Raw genomic sequence first — 16,649 nt, forward strand, 5'->3', positions numbered from 1 at the left:
AGTGAGGGACCTGTTCGCGAACGGGCCCCCACTCCGGACCGATAGGCCGGTGGACGGGTCCACCACCGGCGAATCGGCCGCGGCCGGGCTCAGATGGCGAACGGGTTGCTGGTGTTCCCGACCAGGTCGGCGACCGAGCCGATCACCTTCGTCGGGCGGTACGGGAACAGCTCCGCGGTGCTTTCGCCGGAGATGCCCGACAGCACCAGGATCGTCTGCAAGCCCGACTCCAGACCGGAGCGCACGTCGGTGTCCATCCGGTCGCCGATCATCAGCGTGTTCTCGGAGTGCGCGCCCAACGCCCGCAGCGCCGAGCGCATCATCAGCGGGTTCGGCTTGCCGACGTAGTACGGCCCGCGCCCGGTCACCCGCTCGATCAGCGCGGCCACCGCACCGGTCGCGGGCAGCGTGCCCTCCCGGCTCGGCCCCTTCTCGTCCGGGTTCGTCGCGATGAACCGCGAACCGCCCTCGACCAGCCGGATCGCCTTGGTGATCGCTTCGAAGCTGTAGGTGCGGGTCTCCCCGAGGATCACGTAGTCGGGGTCCCGGTCGGTGAGCACGTAGCCGATGTTGTGCAGGGCCGTGGTCAGCCCCGATTCACCGACGACGAACGCGGAACCGCCGGGCCGCTGCTGCTCCAGGAACTGCGCGGTGGCCAGCGCGGAGGTCCAGATCGCCGATTCCGGCACGTCCAGCCCGCTGCGCAGCAGCCGCGCCCGCAAGTCCCGCGGGGTGTAGATCGAGTTGTTCGTGAACACCAGGAACGGCAGTCCCTGCTCGCGCAGCTCGGCTAGGAACCGGTCCGCTCCGGGCACCATGTGCTCCTCGTGCACGAGCACGCCGTCCATGTCCATCAAGTACGTCCAGGGCGCTACCTCAGTCACGGGACCGATGATCCATCGGAAAGGGGGTGGATGGCTACTTCGGTGGCCTTGACCACGAAGAAAACCTGGTCTTCGAGCGCGAGCCCCAGATCGGCAACGGCCGCCGGAGTCACGTCGGCGGCCAGCGCCACCCGCCCTGCGGTGCGGGTTTCGGCGCGCAGCCGCACCACGTCCCCGCGCGGTTCGAGGCCGGTGAGGCGCACCGGCACGGCGTTGCGCGGGCTGGCGTGCGGGCGTTCGCGGTGCACCGCCACGGCCGCCGGAGCGAACACCGCCGCCGCGGACTCCCCCGCAGCGACCGCCTCGGCCTCCCGACCGGTCACCGCGATCTCGTCGAAGGTGAGCCCGCCGTCCGCACCCGGCCCGGTGAGCAGGTTCAACCCGGCGATGCGGGCGGTGAACGACGCCCGCGGCCGGGCGAGCACGTCGCGCGTCGGGCCCTGCTCGATGATCCGCCCGTCCACCAGCACCGCGACCCGGTCGGCGAGCACCACCGCGTCCAGCACGTCGTGCGTGACCAGCACGGTCGGCTGCTGCTGCGCGCGCAGCACGCGGTGCAGCAGGCCGCGGATCGCCGGTGCCGCGTCCACGTCCAGGGCGGCGAGCGGCTCGTCGAGCAGCAGCAGCTCGGGCGCGGCCGCCAGCGCGCGGGCGAGCGCGACCCGCTGGGCCTGGCCGCCGGAGAGCTGGGCGGGTTTGCGGTCGGCGAGCTCGGCGGCGTCCACCTCGGCCAGCCAGTGCCGCGCGGTCTGCCGGGCGGCCGCCTTGCGGTCGCCCGCGGCACGCGGTCCGAACGCGACGTTCTCCAGCGCGGTCAGGTTCGGGAACAGCAGCGCGTTCTGCGCGAGCAGCCCGACGCCCCGGCGGTGCGTGGGCACGTGGATCTGGCGCTCGGCGTCGCACCACACCTGCTGCTGCAGCTGCACCCGCCCGCGGTCCGGATCGAGCAGCCCGGACAGCACCGACAGCAGCGTCGACTTGCCCGCCCCGTTCGGTCCGAGCACCGCGAGCACCTCGCCCGGCGGCACGTCCAGTTCCGCGTGCAGCGCGAACTCGGCGCGGTGGAACTCGATCTCGGCGTGCAGCCCGCTCACCCGCGTCCCTCCACGGCTTTCGTGCCCGCCAGGCCGATCACCAGCAGCGCCAGCACCACCAGCAGCAGCGACATCGCCACCGCGGCGTCCACATCGGACTGCGCGGTGGTGTAGATGGCCAGCGGCAGGGTTCGGGTGGTGCCCTGCAGGCTGCCCGCGAACGTGATCGTCGCGCCGAACTCGCCCAGCGCGCGGGCGAACGTGAGCACCACGCTGGAGCCCAGCGCGGGCAGCAGCAGCGGCACCGTGACCCGCCGGAAGGTCAGCCACGGTCCGGCGCCGAGCGTGGCCGCGACCTGCTCGTACCGGGCATCGGCCGAGCGCAGCGCGCCTTCCAGCCCGACCACCAGGAACGGCATCGCCACGAACGTCTGCGCCAGCACCACGGCGGCCGTGGTGTAGGGCAACCGCAGCCCCGCCAGGTCGATCAGGCCGCCGACCGGACCGGTCCGCCCGAGCAGGTACAGCAGCGCCAGCCCGCCCACGACCGGCGGCAGCACCAGCGGCAGCAGCACCACGGCACGCAGCACCCGCAGCCCGCGCAGCCGGGCGCGCGCCAGCACGACCGCGAGCGGCCCGCCCAGCACCAGCGACAACGCGGTCGCGACGAACGAGGTGCGCACCGACAGGTTCAACGCGTCCAGCGCGGCCGGACTGCTCAGCAGCGCGGGCAACCGGGCCGCGTCGACGCGGGTCAGCAGCCCGAGCACGGGCAGGACGATCAGGGCCAGCGCGAGCACCGCGGGCAGCCACAGGACTCCCGGCACGGCCACAGCCCGCAACGGACGTCGTGCCCTCAAGGAGTCCCGAACCCGTGCTGCCCGAGCACTTCCGCACCGGCCGGGCCGCGCACGAACTCCAGGAACCTGGCGGCCAACTCCGGTTCCGCGGCGCCCTTGACCGGCACGATCGGGTAGTCGTTGATCGCCGTGTCGGCCGCGGGGAACTCGACCGAGTCGACCTGCCCGGCCGCGGCCTTCGCGTCCGAGACGTACACCAGCCCGGCGTCCGCCTCACCCGCGGTGACCTTGCGCAGCACCGACTTCACGTCGTTCTCCTCGCTGGCCGCGCGCACCTGCACGCCGGCGGCCCGCTCCGCGGTCTGCGCCGCCGCCCCGCACGGGACCTGCGGCGCGCACTGCACCACGTCCCGGCCGGGCGCGTTCAGGTCGGCCAGCGAACGGATGTTGCCCGGGTTCCCCTTCGGCACCGCGATGGTCAGCTTGTTCGTGGCGAAGGTCTGCGGCTCGCCCGCGGCGACTCCGGCGCTGGTCGCCTTGGTCATGTTCTTGGTGTCCGCGGAGGCGAACAGGTCGGCCTGCCGCCCCTGCTCGAGCTGTTCGGCCAACGTGGACGAACCGGCGTAGTCGAACTGCACGCGCACCCCGGGGTTCTCGGCGCTGAACCGCTGCCCGAGCTGGTCGAACGACTCGGTCAGCGAAGCCGCCGCGAGCACCGTCACCGTCCGCTCGCCCTGCGGCTGCTCCTGCCCCGCCGCCGAACACCCCGCCAGCAGCGCCAATCCGGCCAGCCCGGCGACGCCCCTGCCGACGATCTTGCCCTTGCCCACGATCAGCCTCCCGGTGTCTCCACCACGACGGTGGTCGACTTGACCACCGCCACCGCCAGCACTCCCGGTTGCAGCCCCAGCTCCTGCACGGCTTCGGTGCTCATCAGCGACACCACCCGGTGCGGGCCGCACTGCAGCTCCACCTGGGACATCACCCGGTCCGAGACGATCTCGGTGACCAGCCCGACGAGCCGGTTGCGCGCCGAGCGGCCCACGCCCGAGGGATCCGGCACGGCTCGGGCCTGCGCACGCGCGAACCCGGCGAGTTCCGCGCCGTCCACGACGAGCCTGCCCGCGTCGTCCCGCTGCGCGGCCAGCTGGCGCGCGTCGATCCAGCGGCGGACGGTGTCATCGCTGACCCCGAGCAGGCCGGCGGCCTCCGATATCCGGTAGTGCGGCACAGTCGGGCAGAATACTTCCGCAGTTGCGGCTGAAACAGTGCCATTTCCCACGCAACCGCGGAATCGCTCCGCTCCCGCGGATGTCTGCGCAGTTCACCGCCGGTGCAAGCATGATCGGCAGAAGCTCGAAATACCGCTGCGTGCGGGGTTAGGGTCGAACTGTGAACGCAGTGGACCTGGGAATCCCGGCGGTGCGCGCCGAGACCGACACCTCGGCGCGCCCGGACACCCCGGCGCTGATCGACCGCTTCGGGCGGGTGGCCACCGACCTGCGGGTGTCGCTGATCGACAAGTGCAACCTGCGCTGCACCTACTGCATGCCCGCCGAAGGCCTGCCCTGGATGAAGCGCCAGGAAATGCTCGACACCGACGAGATGATCCGGGTGATCTCGCTCGCGGTGCGCGAACTGGGCATCACCAACGTGCGGTTCACTGGCGGGGAACCGCTGCTTCGGCAGGACCTCGTCGACGTCATCGCCGCCACCAGCGCACTTCCCGGGAACCCGAAGACCTCGCTGACCACCAACGGAATCAACCTCGGCCGCTACGCCGACGCGCTGGTCGATGCGGGCCTGGACCGGGTCAACGTCTCGCTGGACACGCTGCGCCCGGACACCTTCCGCGAGCTGACCCGCCGGGACCGCTTCGACGACGTGCTCGCCGGGCTGGCCGCGGCCAAGTCCACCGGGCTGGAACCGGTCAAGGTCAACGCGGTGCTGCTGCGCGGGCAGAACGACGACGAAGCGGGCGACCTGCTGCGGTTCTGCCTGGAGCAGGGCTACCAACTGCGGTTCATCGAGCAGATGCCGCTGGACCCGCAGCACGGCTGGGACCGCGCGCAGATGGTCACCGCGGACGAGATCCTGGAGCAGCTCGCCGCCGAATTCAGCCTGACCCCGCACGCGGCCGAGCGCGGCTCGGCACCCGCCGAGCGCTGGCTGGTCGACGGCGGGCCCGGCACGGTCGGCGTGATCGGCTCGGTGACCCGGCCGTTCTGCGCGGCCTGCGACCGCACCCGGCTCACCGCGGACGGGCAATTGCGGTCCTGCCTTTTCTCCACCACGGAAACCGACCTGCGCGGGCCGCTGCGGTCCGGCGCGGACGACGCGGAACTGGCCCGGCTGTGGCGGGACACGATGTGGGCGAAGGCGGCCGGGCACGGGATGGACTCCTCCGGTTTCGCCCAGCCGTCCCGGCCGATGAGCGCGATCGGGGGTTGAGCGCTGATGACCACGCGATCCACGGAGCAGCCCGAACGCCGAGCGGTGGCGGTGCGCGTGCGCTACTTCGCGGGCGCGCGGGAGGCCGCCGGTGTGGCCGAAGAGACGGTGCAAGTGGCGCCCGCTCTCCCGAACGACGCGGTGCTGGCTTCTGACGTGGTGGATGCCGTGCTGAGCTCGCACGGCAGGCGGCTGGCCCAGGTGGTCGCCGCGTGCAGCTTCCTGCTCAACGGCGTCGCGGTGCGGGACCGCGGGGCCGAGGTCGCCGAGGGCGATGAGCTGGACGTGCTGCCGCCGTTCGCGGGTGGCTGAACCGCCGCCCCGCCGCGGCGTTCGCGGCTACTCCAGGGTTCGCGGCTACTCCTTATTTATCCGCCCGCGCAGGCGCGTGTGCGCGAATACAACATGGCCCCGCGTGTCTGACACGCTCTAACGAGTGATGTTGCGGTGTGCGATCGAGCGGCCCCGCTGCGCCTCTCCGCGTCGGCTCCGGACGGCTCTCGGCCGACCCGTGCTGCGACTTGATGGAGCTCGCCGATCTTCCCTGATTTGATCACACCACCGAGCAACCGCTGCTACTTTGCGTAATCTAGGTTGATCACTGCGTGATCGCGTCGCGAGCCGGATCCACGCGCGCCAGGACCGTGATCGAGGCGCCCGGGGAAGGTTGCGAGTCGTCGACGGGCAGGTTTCCCGCCCGCTAAAGGGGTGAGCCACGCCTCACTGACGGTGATCGATATCGGGCCGGAAACGGGACGATAACGGCCCCCTGATCAGCGAAAATGATCGGGATCGACAGGCCCCGAACGCTCGTTACTGTGACGACCGTCACGTGAACTCTGATTTCCGCTTCGTCCAACAGTTACGTAGTGTCGCTCCCCGGTCGGCCCCGAACCGATCAGCAAGGACCCGGAAGTCCGCAGCGCCGAACCCTGTCCGGCGGGCTTCCAACCCCCGAAACCGAACACACCGGACAGGGGCGGGAAAGCACCACGGGCGCCCCGAACGCCCACGAGTGCGGATGCTCCCCGAGCCGGGACGGGCTGCCAGCAGCCCGAACCCGACATGGCTCAACTCGCAGGCGCGGCAGGAGAGGGACATGGCTCGCAACGCAGGTAAGCACCGGAAACCTTCGACCTCCAGCGTCACCCGCAACGCCGCCCGGATCGCCGTCGCAGGCGCCGTGGTCGCAGCCCCGATCGCGATCGCAGCGCCCGCCAACGCGGCCGACTGGGACAAGCTCGCGCAGTGCGAGAGCAGCGGGAACTGGAGCGCCAACACCGGCAACGGGTTCTCCGGTGGTCTGCAGTTCACTCCGTCGACCTGGAAGGCCTACGGCGGTTCGCAGTACGCCTCGAACGCCAAGGACGCCAGCCGCGAAGAGCAGATCCAGGTGGCCGAGAAGGTCCTGCAGGCGCAGGGCCCCGGCGCCTGGCCGGGCTGCACTTCCAAGACCAGCTGGACCAGCGGCAGCACCAGTGGCAGCTCCAGCAAGGCCAGCAGCTCCTCGGACGACAGCTCCTCGAAGAGCAGCAAGAAGTCCGAGAGCAGCTCCTCGAAGAGCAGCAAGAAGTCCGCGGTGAAGTCCGGCGGCTCGGACTACACCGTGCAGACCGGGGACACCCTGGGCAAGATCGCCAAGCAGTACGGCGTGAACTACCAGGACATCTTCGAGCGCAACGGCAACGTGCTGCAGGACCCGAACATGATCTTCCCGGGTCAGCAGCTCGACATCAAGTGATCACCCGCCGGGCCCGGCCCGGCGATCCGGAGCAGGTCGGCCGGCTCCGCTCCCCCGTGCGGACCGGCAGGCCCCTCCACTCGGGACCCTGCCGCCATCCCCCAGCGGCAGGGTCCCGTTTCGTTCCCGCACCAACTGAAAAGAATCAGGGGCAGTTGACCCATTCCTCGGCGCCGTCGTGGAACACCTGGCGCTTCCAGATCGGCAGCCGGCGCTTGACCTCGTCGACCAGTTCGGCGCACACCTCGAACGCCTCCTTGCGGTGGTCTGCGGAGACCGCGCAGGCCAGCGCGACGTCCCCGATGCCGAGCCTGCCGACGCGGTGCGCCACTGCCAGCGCGCGAACGCCCGCGCGGCCCGCGGCCAGTTCGTCGGCGACCTCGCGGATCACGTCGTTGGCAGAGGGGTGGCCGACGTATTCGAGTTCGGTGACGCCGCGGCCGCCGTCGTGATCGCGCACCACACCGCTGAACGTCACGACCGCACCTGCGGCTCGGTGCTCGACCCGTGCGGCCAGGTCTTCGACGCGCAGCGGCTCCGCGGTCACCTCGGCCTGCAGCACATCGGTGGGCACGATCTCCGGCTCGTGGTGATGTGCGTGCGCTTCCGGCGCCTGGACGTGATCGCCGCCGTGCAGCTGGTCCACCGCGTGCTCGAGCACCCCGTCGAGCACGCCGAGCCCGTCCGCGACTCCGCCGCGCGAGCCCGGCAGGTTCACGATCAAGGTCCGCCCGCTCACCCCGGCCAGGCCGCGGGAGAGCACCGCGGTCGGCACCTGCGGAAGCCCCGCCGCGCGGATCGCGTCCGCCAGGCCCGGGACCGGGTGGTCCAGCACCTCCGCGGTGACCTCGGGAGTGCGGTCGTTCGGGTTGATACCGGTGCCGCCGGTCGTGAGCACCACCGCGACCTCGTCGGCGACCGCGCCGCGCAGCGCGTTGCCGACCGGCTCGCCGTCCGGCACTACCAGCGGCTCGGGCACCTCGTAGCCGCGGGCGCGCAGCCATTCGACGATCACCGGGCCGGTGCGGTCCTCGTACACCCCGGCGGCGGCGCGGTTCGAGGCGGCCACGACGCGGGCGGTGCGGGCAGGCATCTGCGGGTCTCCTTGCGACGGGGAGGTCGGCGGTGGTTCCAGCCTACGAGCGCGGCGGCGGTGCGGTTCGCGAGCCGTGCTGATTCCCGGTGTCCATCTCGACGGCGAAGTCTTCGCCACCGGCCGCGGGCGGCGGCGCCGCGATCCGTCGTGGAGCCCCGGGTTCCGTCGTGGCGGAGGTTCCGTCGTGCGTCCGAAGCCCGATCGCGCGGCGCGGCCCGATTTCCGTCCCGCCGCCGAATCCCGGTCGTGCGGCCCGGTTTCCGATCGTGCGGCCCGGTTGCCGGGGCGCGTCAGCCCTCGCGGGTCCAGGTCCCGGTCTTGCCGCCTTCCTTGCGCTGCACGCACACGCCGTCCAAGACCGCCGCGGGATCCACCGCCTTGATCATGTCGTGCAGCGCCAGGCCCGCGCCGGTCACGGCGGTCAGCGCTTCCATCTCCACACCGGTGCGGTCGGTGGTGCGCACGGTCGCGGTGATCCGCACTTCCGCGTCGGCGGGCTCGAGCTGGACCTCGACGCCGGACAAGGCGATGGGATGGCACAGCGGCACGAGGTCCGGGGTGCGCTTGGCGGCCATGATCCCCGCGATGCGGGCGGTGGCCAGCGCGTCGCCCTTCGGCAGGCCATTGCTGTGCACCAGCGCGACGACTTCCTCGGTGGTGCGCACGACGCCGGTGGCCACGGCGGTGCGCGCACTCGCCTGCTTCTCCGAGACGTCGACCATGCGTGCCGCGCCCGACTCGTCGGTGTGCGTGAGTTCGTTGTGCCCCATGCCCGCACCTTAGAGCGCGGCGCCGAACGAGCGACGGCTGCCGGGATGCCGCGGCAATGGCCGACACGCCCGCACATCACTTGCTCCGACCAACAACGACGTGAGCGAACGGACCGTTCGACCAATCTAGCCGGGCGAACAGGCCGTTCACTTACCGGCGGACACGGGCTTGGGCGGGCGTGTCGGGCGGGTCAGTAGTCGAAGTCCTCGGCCATGGACCAGGGCAGGGAGGTGCCGCCGGGGGAAGGCGGCTCGGAGCGGCCGGCGATCACGGCCTTGCGGACGGCCTCCGCCACGGCGGGAGCCACGTTGGAGTCGAACACGCTGGGCACGATGAACGAAGCGTTCACCCGCTCCTCCCCGTCGACGACGTCGGCGATCGCGTTCGACGCCGCGATCATCATGTCGTCGGTGATCTCGTGCGCGTGCGCGTCCAGCAGCCCGCGGAAGAACCCGGGGAAGGCCAGCACGTTGTTGATCTGGTTCGGGTAGTCGCTGCGGCCGGTGGCCACCACCGCCGCGTGCTTGCGCGCTTCCAGCGGGTCGATCTCCGGATCCGGGTTGGCCAGCGCGAACACGATCGAATCGGAGTTCATCGCGGCCACGTCGGACTCGCCGAGCAGGTTCGGCGCGGACACCCCGATGAACACGTCCGCGTCGGGCATCGCGTCCGAGAGCGTGCCGGTGCGACCGTCGGCGTTGGTGCTCGCGGCGATCGATCGCAGGTTGGGGTCGGTGTCGCCGCGCCCGCTGTGCACGATGCCGTCGATGTCCGCCGCGATGATGTCGCGCGGCTTCTTGTGCTGCAGCAACCGGATGATCGCCGAACCGGCGGCGCCCACTCCGCAGACCACGATGCGGCAGTCCTCGATGTTCTTGCCGACGACTCGCAGCGCGTTGCGCAGCGCGCCGAGCACCACGATCGCGGTGCCGTGCTGGTCGTCGTGGAACACCGGGATGTCCAGCTTCTCGCGCAGCCGGGCCTCGATCTCGAAGCACCGGGGTGCGGCGATGTCCTCCAGGTTGATGCCGCCGTAGACCGGGGCGAGCAGTTCGATCGTGCGGATCAGCTCCTCGGTGTCCTGGGTGTCCAGGCACACCGGCCAGGCGTTCACGCCGGAGAACTTCTTGAACAGCGCGGCCTTGCCCTCCATCACCGGAAGCGCCGCAGCCGGGCCGATGTTGCCCAGCCCCAGCACCGCGGAACCGTCGGTGACCACGGCGACCGAGTTGCGCTTGACGGTCAGCCTGCGGGCGTCCTCCGGGTTCGCCGCGATGGCGGTGCACACCCGCGCGACACCGGGCGTGTAGGCGCGCGAGAGGTCATCGCGGTTGGCCAACGCGACCCGGGAGTTCACCTCGATCTTCCCGCCGAGGTGCACCAGGAAGGTCCGGTCGGAGATCTTGCGCACCTGCACGCCGGGCAGTTCGCCGAGCCGGTCGGTGATGTCGTTGGCGTGATCGGCCGACAGCGCGTTGCAGGTGATGTCCACGACGATGCGGTCGGCGTGCGACTCGACCACGTCGAAGGCGGTGAGCACCCCGCCTGCCCGGCCGATGGCGGTGGTGAGGTCACCGGCGGCGCTGGCCGACGGCGGCGCCTCCACCCGGACCGTGATCGAGTACCCCGGACCTGGAACCGGCATGGTCACACCCCTGTTACGCGAGAAGCTTCGAGCTCTTGCACAGAACTCGCCGGAGGGCAAGCCCTGCGTGCCGCCAAAGCGGTCGGGCTTCACCCTACAAAGAAAATCTCCAGAACTTTCCGCTTTGTGACCAACGACCAACACCTTTTCCGCCGGAACCCCCTTGCCTCCGGATGGAATCGGGACGAACGGGATCCGCGCGCGATGCGGACGGGGACAGGGTGCGACACGAAAACGGGCCGCGCCCGTGCAGGGCGCGGCCCGGAGGCTCCGGCGAGAGCCTACTTGTTGATCTCGGTGACCGGGTGCTCGTACGGGACGGTCTCCTCGTCCAGCGGGAACGTGGTGCCGCCGAACGGGGACAACGCGCCCTGCTTGTCGGCGACCAGCTCGCTGACCGCGTGCGGATCCTGCGGCCACGCGGGGTCGATGCGGTCCTTCTTCGCCTTGCCTGCCACGGTCACCCTCCGCGCTGTGTCGTCTTGCCGGGGTCGTCTTGCCGGGGTCTGCTGGCCAGGTCATCCGGCCTTCCCATGCAAGTCTGCCCGACCGGGCCGCCCGAGCGAACCCCACCCCGCACGCGTCACACCGGACGAACCGCGTGGGCACGCGCATCCGGCTCGGTATCGTGGCCGGGATGGCTGCACTCGCGGACTCGCTGCGCGCACGCGGCGACGAGGAACTGGTCGCGCTGCTGCGCGCCCGGCCGGACCTGGCCACTCCCCCGCCCGCGGACACGTCGGTGCTGGCGACGCGGGCCGGCGTGCGCTCTTCGGTGGCGCGGGCGTGCGAGGACCTGGACTCGTTCACGTTGTCCACGCTGGAAGCACTGGTGCTGCTGGACGCGGATGCGGCCCCGGTGCCGCTGGACGCGGTCGCGGAGTTGCTGGGCGCCGAGGTCACTCCGCAGCGGACCCGCCGATCCGTCGCCGACCTGCGGCTGCGCGCGCTGGCCTGGGGCGCGGACGAAGAGCTGTCGGTGGTGCCCGCGGTGCGGGAGTCGTTGCCGACGTTCCCGGCGGGGCTGGGCCGACCGGCCGAGGACATGACCGAAGCGGCGGCGCACACCGCGCTGGCCGCACTGGACCAGCAGGAGCGGGACCTGGTCGGCAAGCTCGCGGGCGATCAGCCGGTGGGCAGCACGAAGGACGCGGGCCGCAACTTCACCCTCGCCGATGCCCAGACCCCGGTGCAGCGGCTGCTGGCGAAGGGCCTGCTGCTGCGCCGGGACGCGGCGACCGTGGAGCTGCCCCGCCAGCTCGCCTTCGCGGTGCGCGGTGCGCACCCGATGGGCGCGGTCGAGCCGGAGGAGCCGCTGCTCGACCTCGCCGACCTCGGCCAATCCACTGTGGACTCCACGGCGGCCGGTGAGGTGCTGGAACTGCTGCGGCACTTGGAATCGCTGCTGCACCTGTGGAGCGAGGAACCGCCCGACGTACTGCGTTCCGGCGGTGTCGGCGTCCGCGAGATCCGCCGCGCCGCCAAGGCCCTGGAGGTCGACGAGTCGCGGGTTTCGCTGCTTGTCGAGCTGGCGGTGGCGGCGAACCTGATCGCGTCCTCGGAAGGCAACGAGCCGCAGTGGATGCTCACCTACGGCGCGGACACCTGGCTGGCCGCGGGCCCGGAGCAACGCTGGGCTCCGCTGGCCAGCACCTGGTTGGACATGCCGCGGCTGCCCGGCCTGATCGGCGCCCGCGACGAGAAGGACCGGCTGCTCGGCCCGCTTTCCGAGGACCTGCGCAGGCCGCTGGCGCCGCGCGACCGGATGCGGATCCTGAGCCTGCTGGACGAACTCCCCGGCGGCCACGGCGTGCGCAAACCCGACGACGCCGCCGCGGTGCTGGCCTGGCGGGCTCCCCGCCGCGGCGGGCGGATGCGCGACGACCTGGTGCGCTGGACGTTGTCCGAGGCGACCGCGCTGGGCGTCGTCGCGCTCGGTGCGCTGTCCACCGCGGGCCGCGCCGCGCTGTTCGGCGACACCTCGCAAGCCGCGAAGCTGCTCGGCGAAGCGCTGCCGGAACCGCTGGACCACGTGCTCGTGCAGGCCGACCTGACCGTGGTGGCGCCGGGGCGGCTGGAGCCGGATCTGGCCGCGGACATGGAACTCGTCGCCGACGTGGAATCCGCGGGCAGCGCCACCGTCTACCGCGTCAGCGACAGCAGCGTGCGCCGCGCCCTGGACTCCGGCCGTACCGCCGACGAGCTGCACGCCCTGTTCCGCGACCGCTCCCGCACGCCGTTGCCGCAGTCGTTGACGTACTTGATCGACGACGTGGCCCGCAGGCACGGCAGGCTCCGCGCAGGGACCGCATCGGCCTTCCTGCGCTGCGACGATTCCGTGCTGCTCGAGGAAGTGCTGGCGCATCCGAGCATCGGTGAGCTGCAGCTGCGCCGCATCGCCCCGACCGTGCTGGTGAGCCCGCTGCCGCTGGCGGAAGTGGTGGACGCGCTGCGTTCCGCCGGGTTCGCGCCCGCCGCCGAAGGCCCGGACGGCCAAGTCCTGGACCTGCGCTCCGAGGGCCATCGCGTGCGCGGTCGCGGCAGGACCGCTCCCGCGCCGTCCCCGGGCCCGTCGGCACCGGACGAGGAGCAGCTGACCGAACTCGTCGCGCAACTGCGCTCCGGCGACCGCGCGGGCACCGCCCGGCGCGGCAGCGCGATGCACCCGGAGCGCGGCAGGCCGAGCGCGGAGGCCACGCTGCAACTCCTGCGCGACGCGGCGGTCCAGGACCGCAGCGTGTGGCTCGGTTTCGTCAGCTCCAACGGCGTGGCCAGCCAGGTGGTGGTGCAGCCGGTCAGCGTCGGCGGCGGAGTCCTGCAAGGCGTCGACCGCGGCACCGGCGAACCCGGCCGCTACCCGCTGCACCGGATCACTTCGGTGGCCGTGGTGGAGGAATGAGCCGGTGGTTCGCCAGGCGATGCCGGTTAGGCGATGGGTCCAGGCCCGGTTCTTGCTCGATCACAGGCGCCGGCGCGCTTCGAGCAGGGCTCACGAGCGGTAGCGCGATGAGCGAACGGACCGTTCGATGCTCCTACGTTGGGCAAATCCAGTGGGACCAACGGTCCGTTCACTCCGAGGCATCGGGCGCCGGTGCGACTCCGAACTCGAGTGCCGTTCGTCCTTCGGCCACTGGGGCCCGGTTGCGCAGCACGAGTCCGCAGCCGGCGGCGAGTTCGGCCAGCTCGGTGATCGTTCGTTCGCGGCCGCCGAAGCACATCAGCATGAACAGGTTCATCGCGGTGTCGACTCCGCGGTCGGGCACCCGCTCGATCACCACCACGGTGCCGCCGGGTGCGGCGGCCCGGCGGCACCCGGCCAGGATCTTGCGGGCGTGCTCGTCGTCCCAGTCGTGCAGGACGTCGGACAGCAGGTAGGCGTCGGCGCTCGCGGGCAGCGGGTCGAAGAAGCTGCCGGAGACGGCGCCCGCTCGGTCATCGAGCCCGGCCGCAGCGAACCTCGCGGCAGCAGCGGCTGCGGTCGGCGGCAGCTCCAGGACCTGCCCGCGCAAGCCGGGATGAGCTCGCAGGACGGCCGCGAGCACGACCCCGTTGCCGCCACCGACGTCGAGCACCTCGCCGAAACGGGTCCAGTCGAAGTGTTCGGCGATCTGCGCGGGCTGCACCTGGAACCGCCAATTCATCTGGGCGTCGAACGAGCGCCGCAGCTGCGGATGCGCGTCGAGATCCGTCCAGAAATCGCGCCCGTACCGGCTCTGGTAGGCCGGAGCACCGGTGGTGACCGTCCCGAGCAGTTCGACGAAGGCGAGGTCGGCACGGCCGCCCGAGGCGTTGATGTCGAGCAACGGCTTGACCCCGTCCGCCGTCTCGCCGCTCATCCCGGCACCGAGGTCCGTGGGCCGGAAACGGCCGGACTCCGCGTCGAAATCGAATACGCCGATCGCGACCAGGTGGTCGAGCAACCGGCACAGCGCAGGCTCGGAGGTCCCGGTCTCGGCGGCCAGTCGTTCCGCCGTCGCTCCCGCGCCGCCCGCCCGTTCCACCAGGCTCAGCGTCGCCGCCACCCGTATCGCCATCGGAGTGGCCAGATCGGCCATGGCACGAATCGAAGGTGCTGCCGCCCGTTGATCCATTGCCGGAGGTTATCCGCACGAACCGGAACGCCTGGCCCGATTGCTGCGCACCAGGACCAGATGGACGAGTGCCCGGAGATGTAGAACGCGGTCAGCTCGCCCCAGCGAATGGAATGATCCCGTCCGATTCCGCACCGGCGCGGCCGTCGGCCTCGAACTCGGAATGCTTCTGCACGTGCAGGAAGAATCGCTCGCTCGTGCCGAAGTACCGCACCGTACGGGCGACGGGAAACCGGTCAGCTGTTGGTCTGCGAGGACGCCGACGACTGCGCGGGCTCCGCCAGGCGGCGGCGCATGGCGTGCTGGACCAGCGTGATCAAGGCGTGCTTGGTGGACTCCCGGTTGCGGGCGTCGCAGGAGATCATCGGCACCGACTTGTCGATCGTCAGCGCCTCGCGCACGTCCTCCATCTCGTGGTGCAGCACCCCGTCGAAGGTGTTCACCGCGATGATGTACGGCAGCTGCCGGTCGTCGAAGAAGTCGATCGACGCGAAAGCGTCCGCCAGCCGCCTGGTGTCGACCAGCACGATCGCGCCGATCGCGCCGCGCACCAGGTCGTCCCACATGAACCAGAACCGGTGCTGGCCGGGCGTGCCGAACAGGTACAGGATCAAGTCCTCGTCCAGCGAAACGCGACCGAAGTCCATCGCCACCGTGGTGGTGACCTTGCCCGGCGTCGCGGTCAGGTCGTCGACCCCCACGCTCGCCTCGGTCATCACCGCCTCGGTGGTCAGCGGCATGATCTCGGACACCGAGCCCACGAAGGTCGTCTTGCCGACCCCGAAGCCACCCGCGACGACGATCTTGGTCGAGGTCTTGCCGCTGCTTTGGTTGTTCACGATCGCCCGAGGATCAGAGCTTTCGTAGCCCACTGAGCACCCTCTCCAAGAATTCCATCGACGGACGGTCACCCACGACCAAACCGCTGTCGTGAATCAAGACCAGGCCGAGACCGGCCATGTCACCGATCAACACCCGCACCACACCCAACGGAAGCCGCAGGTGGGCCGAGACCTCGGCGACCGAGCGCGCCTCCAGGCACAGCCCGCAGATCGAGCGGTGCTCCGGCGTGGCCGGATTGGCCTGCGATCGGCCCCGGTCGCTGGTGGAGACCAACGTCTCGATAGCAAGATCATAATCGGTGCGCGTGCGGCCCCGCGTCCGGGCATAGGGTCGCACGAGCGAGCCGGTGTCCTGCATTTCCCCGTGGTCCGGCGCTCCGTTCGGCATCGCGGGCAGCGAACCCGACGACACCGACGGCAACGACTGCGACACCGGCGGCAACGACTGCGACAACGACGGCATCGAGCCCGACGGCGGCCCGCCGTCACCCCAGTTCTGCGGATCCGGGCGCTGCCTGCCGTCCCGGGAATGCGCGCCCTGGGCGTGCGGCATGTCGAACGAGGGCCCGTGCCCGGACGTGCCGGGCACCGAACCGGAAACCGAAGGCATCGACGAGGACGACGCTCCCGAACCGAACAGGTCGGCTCCCGGCCCGCCGAACAACGCGCGCCCGTAATCCGAACCGCCGGTCGTGCCCGGCCAGTTGTCCGGCTGCCCGCCGCGCGGATCGTCCACGAAGTCGTCCTGCCAGGAGTCGGCACCGCCACGCCGGTGGTAGTTGCGGAACAGGTCGCCGTCCCAGTTCGGATCGGCCCCGGAGGTCATGCCGAGTCCCCCTCGATCAACGCCGGTTCCCAGGCGAAGCTCATCGCCTGCTCATGCCCTGCAGCTGCGCTCGCAGTTCCGGGGTGAGCTGCTTGCCGACGCGCTCCACCAGCAAGGTCATCTCGTAGGCGACCAGTCCGATGTCCGCGTTCGGCGCGGCCAGCACGGCCAGGCAGGAGCCGTCGCTGATCGACATCAGGAACAGGTAGCCCTGCTCCATCTCCACCACGGTCTGCGTGACGTCACCGGCCTCGAAGCAGCGCGCCGCGCCCTGCGTCAGGCTGACCAGACCGGACGCGACCGCGGACAGCTGCTCGGCGCGATCCCGCGGCAGGCCCTGCGAACCGGCCAGCAGCAGGCCGTCCGCGGAGACCACCACGGAGTGCGCGACGCCGGGTACCCGGCGCACGAAATCGGTGATCAGCCAACTGAAGCTGTTCTGGCTCATGGGTTGCTGCACGGACCCGG

The 16,649-nt window shown here is 71.2% G+C and carries 17 protein-coding genes; 4 read left to right on the plus strand and 13 right to left on the minus strand.

The window, feature by feature from the left end:
* Positions 1-89 precede the first annotated feature (89 nt).
* The 5 genes from V1457_RS05355 to V1457_RS05375 are packed head-to-tail and all read right to left on the minus strand — an operon-like array spanning position 90 to position 3,949.
* The gene (locus V1457_RS05355) at positions 90-854 is read right to left on the minus strand and encodes an HAD-IIA family hydrolase (RefSeq protein ID WP_200068703.1); all 765 of its coding nucleotides are present in this window, start codon (positions 852-854) and stop codon (positions 90-92) included.
* A gap of 26 nt (positions 855-880) precedes the next feature.
* On the minus strand, positions 881-1,978 hold the full coding sequence (locus tag V1457_RS05360) for a sulfate/molybdate ABC transporter ATP-binding protein (protein ID WP_200068386.1): 1,098 nt from the start codon (positions 1,976-1,978) through the stop codon (positions 881-883).
* Positions 1,975-2,745, minus strand: coding sequence for an ABC transporter permease (locus V1457_RS05365; RefSeq protein ID WP_338600971.1), 771 nt, complete (start codon positions 2,743-2,745; stop codon positions 1,975-1,977). The genes V1457_RS05360 and V1457_RS05365 overlap by 4 nt, the downstream gene beginning before the upstream one ends.
* A gap of 29 nt (positions 2,746-2,774) precedes the next feature.
* Positions 2,775-3,548, minus strand: a complete 774-nt coding sequence (gene modA, locus V1457_RS05370; RefSeq protein WP_338600974.1) for a molybdate ABC transporter substrate-binding protein — start codon at positions 3,546-3,548, stop codon at positions 2,775-2,777.
* A gap of 2 nt (positions 3,549-3,550) precedes the next feature.
* Positions 3,551-3,949 carry a TOBE domain-containing protein gene (locus V1457_RS05375; protein ID WP_338600977.1) on the minus strand — a complete coding sequence of 133 codons (399 nt, stop codon included), beginning with the start codon at positions 3,947-3,949 and terminating at the stop codon, positions 3,551-3,553.
* Between the two features lie 161 nt (positions 3,950-4,110).
* On the opposite strand from V1457_RS05375, the gene moaA reads away from it, so the two are divergent.
* The 3 genes from moaA to V1457_RS05390 all read left to right on the plus strand — a co-directional run bounded on the left by moaA (position 4,111) and on the right by V1457_RS05390 (position 6,910).
* Complete coding sequence (moaA, locus tag V1457_RS05380; RefSeq protein ID WP_407074749.1) at positions 4,111-5,169, plus strand: GTP 3',8-cyclase MoaA; 1,059 nt, start codon at positions 4,111-4,113, stop codon at positions 5,167-5,169.
* A gap of 6 nt (positions 5,170-5,175) precedes the next feature.
* On the plus strand, positions 5,176-5,481 hold the full coding sequence (locus tag V1457_RS05385; protein ID WP_295140989.1) for a MoaD/ThiS family protein: 306 nt from the start codon (positions 5,176-5,178) through the stop codon (positions 5,479-5,481).
* Positions 5,482-6,268: 787 nt separating this feature from the next.
* Positions 6,269-6,910, plus strand: coding sequence for a transglycosylase family protein (locus V1457_RS05390; protein WP_200068382.1), 642 nt, complete (start codon positions 6,269-6,271; stop codon positions 6,908-6,910).
* Between the two features lie 145 nt (positions 6,911-7,055).
* Here the strand turns inward: V1457_RS05390 and V1457_RS05395 are convergent, their stop codons facing one another.
* The 4 genes from V1457_RS05395 to V1457_RS05410 form a co-directional block, all read right to left on the minus strand.
* Entirely contained in the window at positions 7,056-8,003 is a 948-nt protein-coding gene (locus V1457_RS05395) for a molybdenum cofactor biosynthesis protein MoaE (RefSeq protein WP_338600983.1), read from the minus strand.
* A gap of 293 nt (positions 8,004-8,296) precedes the next feature.
* A complete protein-coding gene (moaC, locus tag V1457_RS05400) occupies positions 8,297-8,776 on the minus strand; it encodes a cyclic pyranopterin monophosphate synthase MoaC (protein WP_338600986.1) in 480 nt (159 codons plus the stop codon).
* 191 nt (positions 8,777-8,967) lie between these two features.
* On the minus strand, positions 8,968-10,422 hold the full coding sequence (locus V1457_RS05405) for an NAD-dependent malic enzyme (protein ID WP_200068379.1): 1,455 nt from the start codon (positions 10,420-10,422) through the stop codon (positions 8,968-8,970).
* Between the two features lie 281 nt (positions 10,423-10,703).
* The gene (locus V1457_RS05410) at positions 10,704-10,880 is read right to left on the minus strand and encodes a hypothetical protein (protein ID WP_200068378.1); all 177 of its coding nucleotides are present in this window, start codon (positions 10,878-10,880) and stop codon (positions 10,704-10,706) included.
* Between the two features lie 179 nt (positions 10,881-11,059).
* Here V1457_RS05410 and V1457_RS05415 point away from each other — a divergent pair, with 179 nt between their 5' ends.
* A complete protein-coding gene (locus V1457_RS05415; RefSeq protein ID WP_338600991.1) occupies positions 11,060-13,321 on the plus strand; it encodes a helicase-associated domain-containing protein in 2,262 nt (753 codons plus the stop codon).
* 169 nt (positions 13,322-13,490) lie between these two features.
* Here V1457_RS05415 and V1457_RS05420 read toward each other — a convergent pair whose 3' ends face one another.
* The 4 genes from V1457_RS05420 to V1457_RS05435 form a co-directional block, all read right to left on the minus strand.
* Entirely contained in the window at positions 13,491-14,477 is a 987-nt protein-coding gene (locus V1457_RS05420) for a methyltransferase (RefSeq protein WP_338600994.1), read from the minus strand.
* A 272-nt stretch (positions 14,478-14,749) separates the two neighbouring features.
* Complete coding sequence (locus V1457_RS05425; RefSeq protein ID WP_200068375.1) at positions 14,750-15,385, minus strand: ATP/GTP-binding protein; 636 nt, start codon at positions 15,383-15,385, stop codon at positions 14,750-14,752.
* Positions 15,366-16,181, minus strand: coding sequence for a DUF742 domain-containing protein (locus tag V1457_RS05430; protein ID WP_200068374.1), 816 nt, complete (start codon positions 16,179-16,181; stop codon positions 15,366-15,368). The genes V1457_RS05425 and V1457_RS05430 overlap by 20 nt, the downstream gene beginning before the upstream one ends.
* A 40-nt stretch (positions 16,182-16,221) precedes the next feature.
* Positions 16,222-16,629 carry a roadblock/LC7 domain-containing protein gene (locus V1457_RS05435; RefSeq protein ID WP_200068700.1) on the minus strand — a complete coding sequence of 136 codons (408 nt, stop codon included), beginning with the start codon at positions 16,627-16,629 and terminating at the stop codon, positions 16,222-16,224.
* Positions 16,630-16,649 lie beyond the last annotated feature (20 nt).

Origin of the sequence: Saccharopolyspora sp. SCSIO 74807, assembly GCF_037023755.1 — a bacterium.
Lineage (GTDB): Bacteria > Actinomycetota > Actinomycetes > Mycobacteriales > Pseudonocardiaceae > Saccharopolyspora_C > Saccharopolyspora_C galaxeae.

Bases quoted from the DNA above. Each gene is read 5' to 3' on its own strand.
- V1457_RS05355 (WP_200068703.1), bottom strand. From the start codon at position 854: ATGGACATGGACGGCGTGCTCGTGCACGAGGAGCACATGGTGCCCGGA.
- moaC (WP_338600986.1), bottom strand. From the start codon at position 8,776: ATGGGGCACAACGAACTCACGCACACCGACGAGTCGGGCGCGGCACGC.
- V1457_RS05405 (WP_200068379.1), bottom strand. From the start codon at position 10,422: ATGCCGGTTCCAGGTCCGGGGTACTCGATCACGGTCCGGGTGGAGGCG.
- V1457_RS05390 (WP_200068382.1), top strand. From the start codon at position 6,269: ATGGCTCGCAACGCAGGTAAGCACCGGAAACCTTCGACCTCCAGCGTC.
- V1457_RS05395 (WP_338600983.1), bottom strand. From the start codon at position 8,003: ATGCCTGCCCGCACCGCCCGCGTCGTGGCCGCCTCGAACCGCGCCGCC.
- V1457_RS05430 (WP_200068374.1), bottom strand. From the start codon at position 16,181: ATGACCTCCGGGGCCGATCCGAACTGGGACGGCGACCTGTTCCGCAAC.
- V1457_RS05420 (WP_338600994.1), bottom strand. From the start codon at position 14,477: ATGGCCGATCTGGCCACTCCGATGGCGATACGGGTGGCGGCGACGCTG.
- V1457_RS05415 (WP_338600991.1), top strand. From the start codon at position 11,060: ATGGCTGCACTCGCGGACTCGCTGCGCGCACGCGGCGACGAGGAACTG.
- V1457_RS05385 (WP_295140989.1), top strand. From the start codon at position 5,176: ATGACCACGCGATCCACGGAGCAGCCCGAACGCCGAGCGGTGGCGGTG.
- V1457_RS05435 (WP_200068700.1), bottom strand. From the start codon at position 16,629: ATGAGCCAGAACAGCTTCAGTTGGCTGATCACCGATTTCGTGCGCCGG.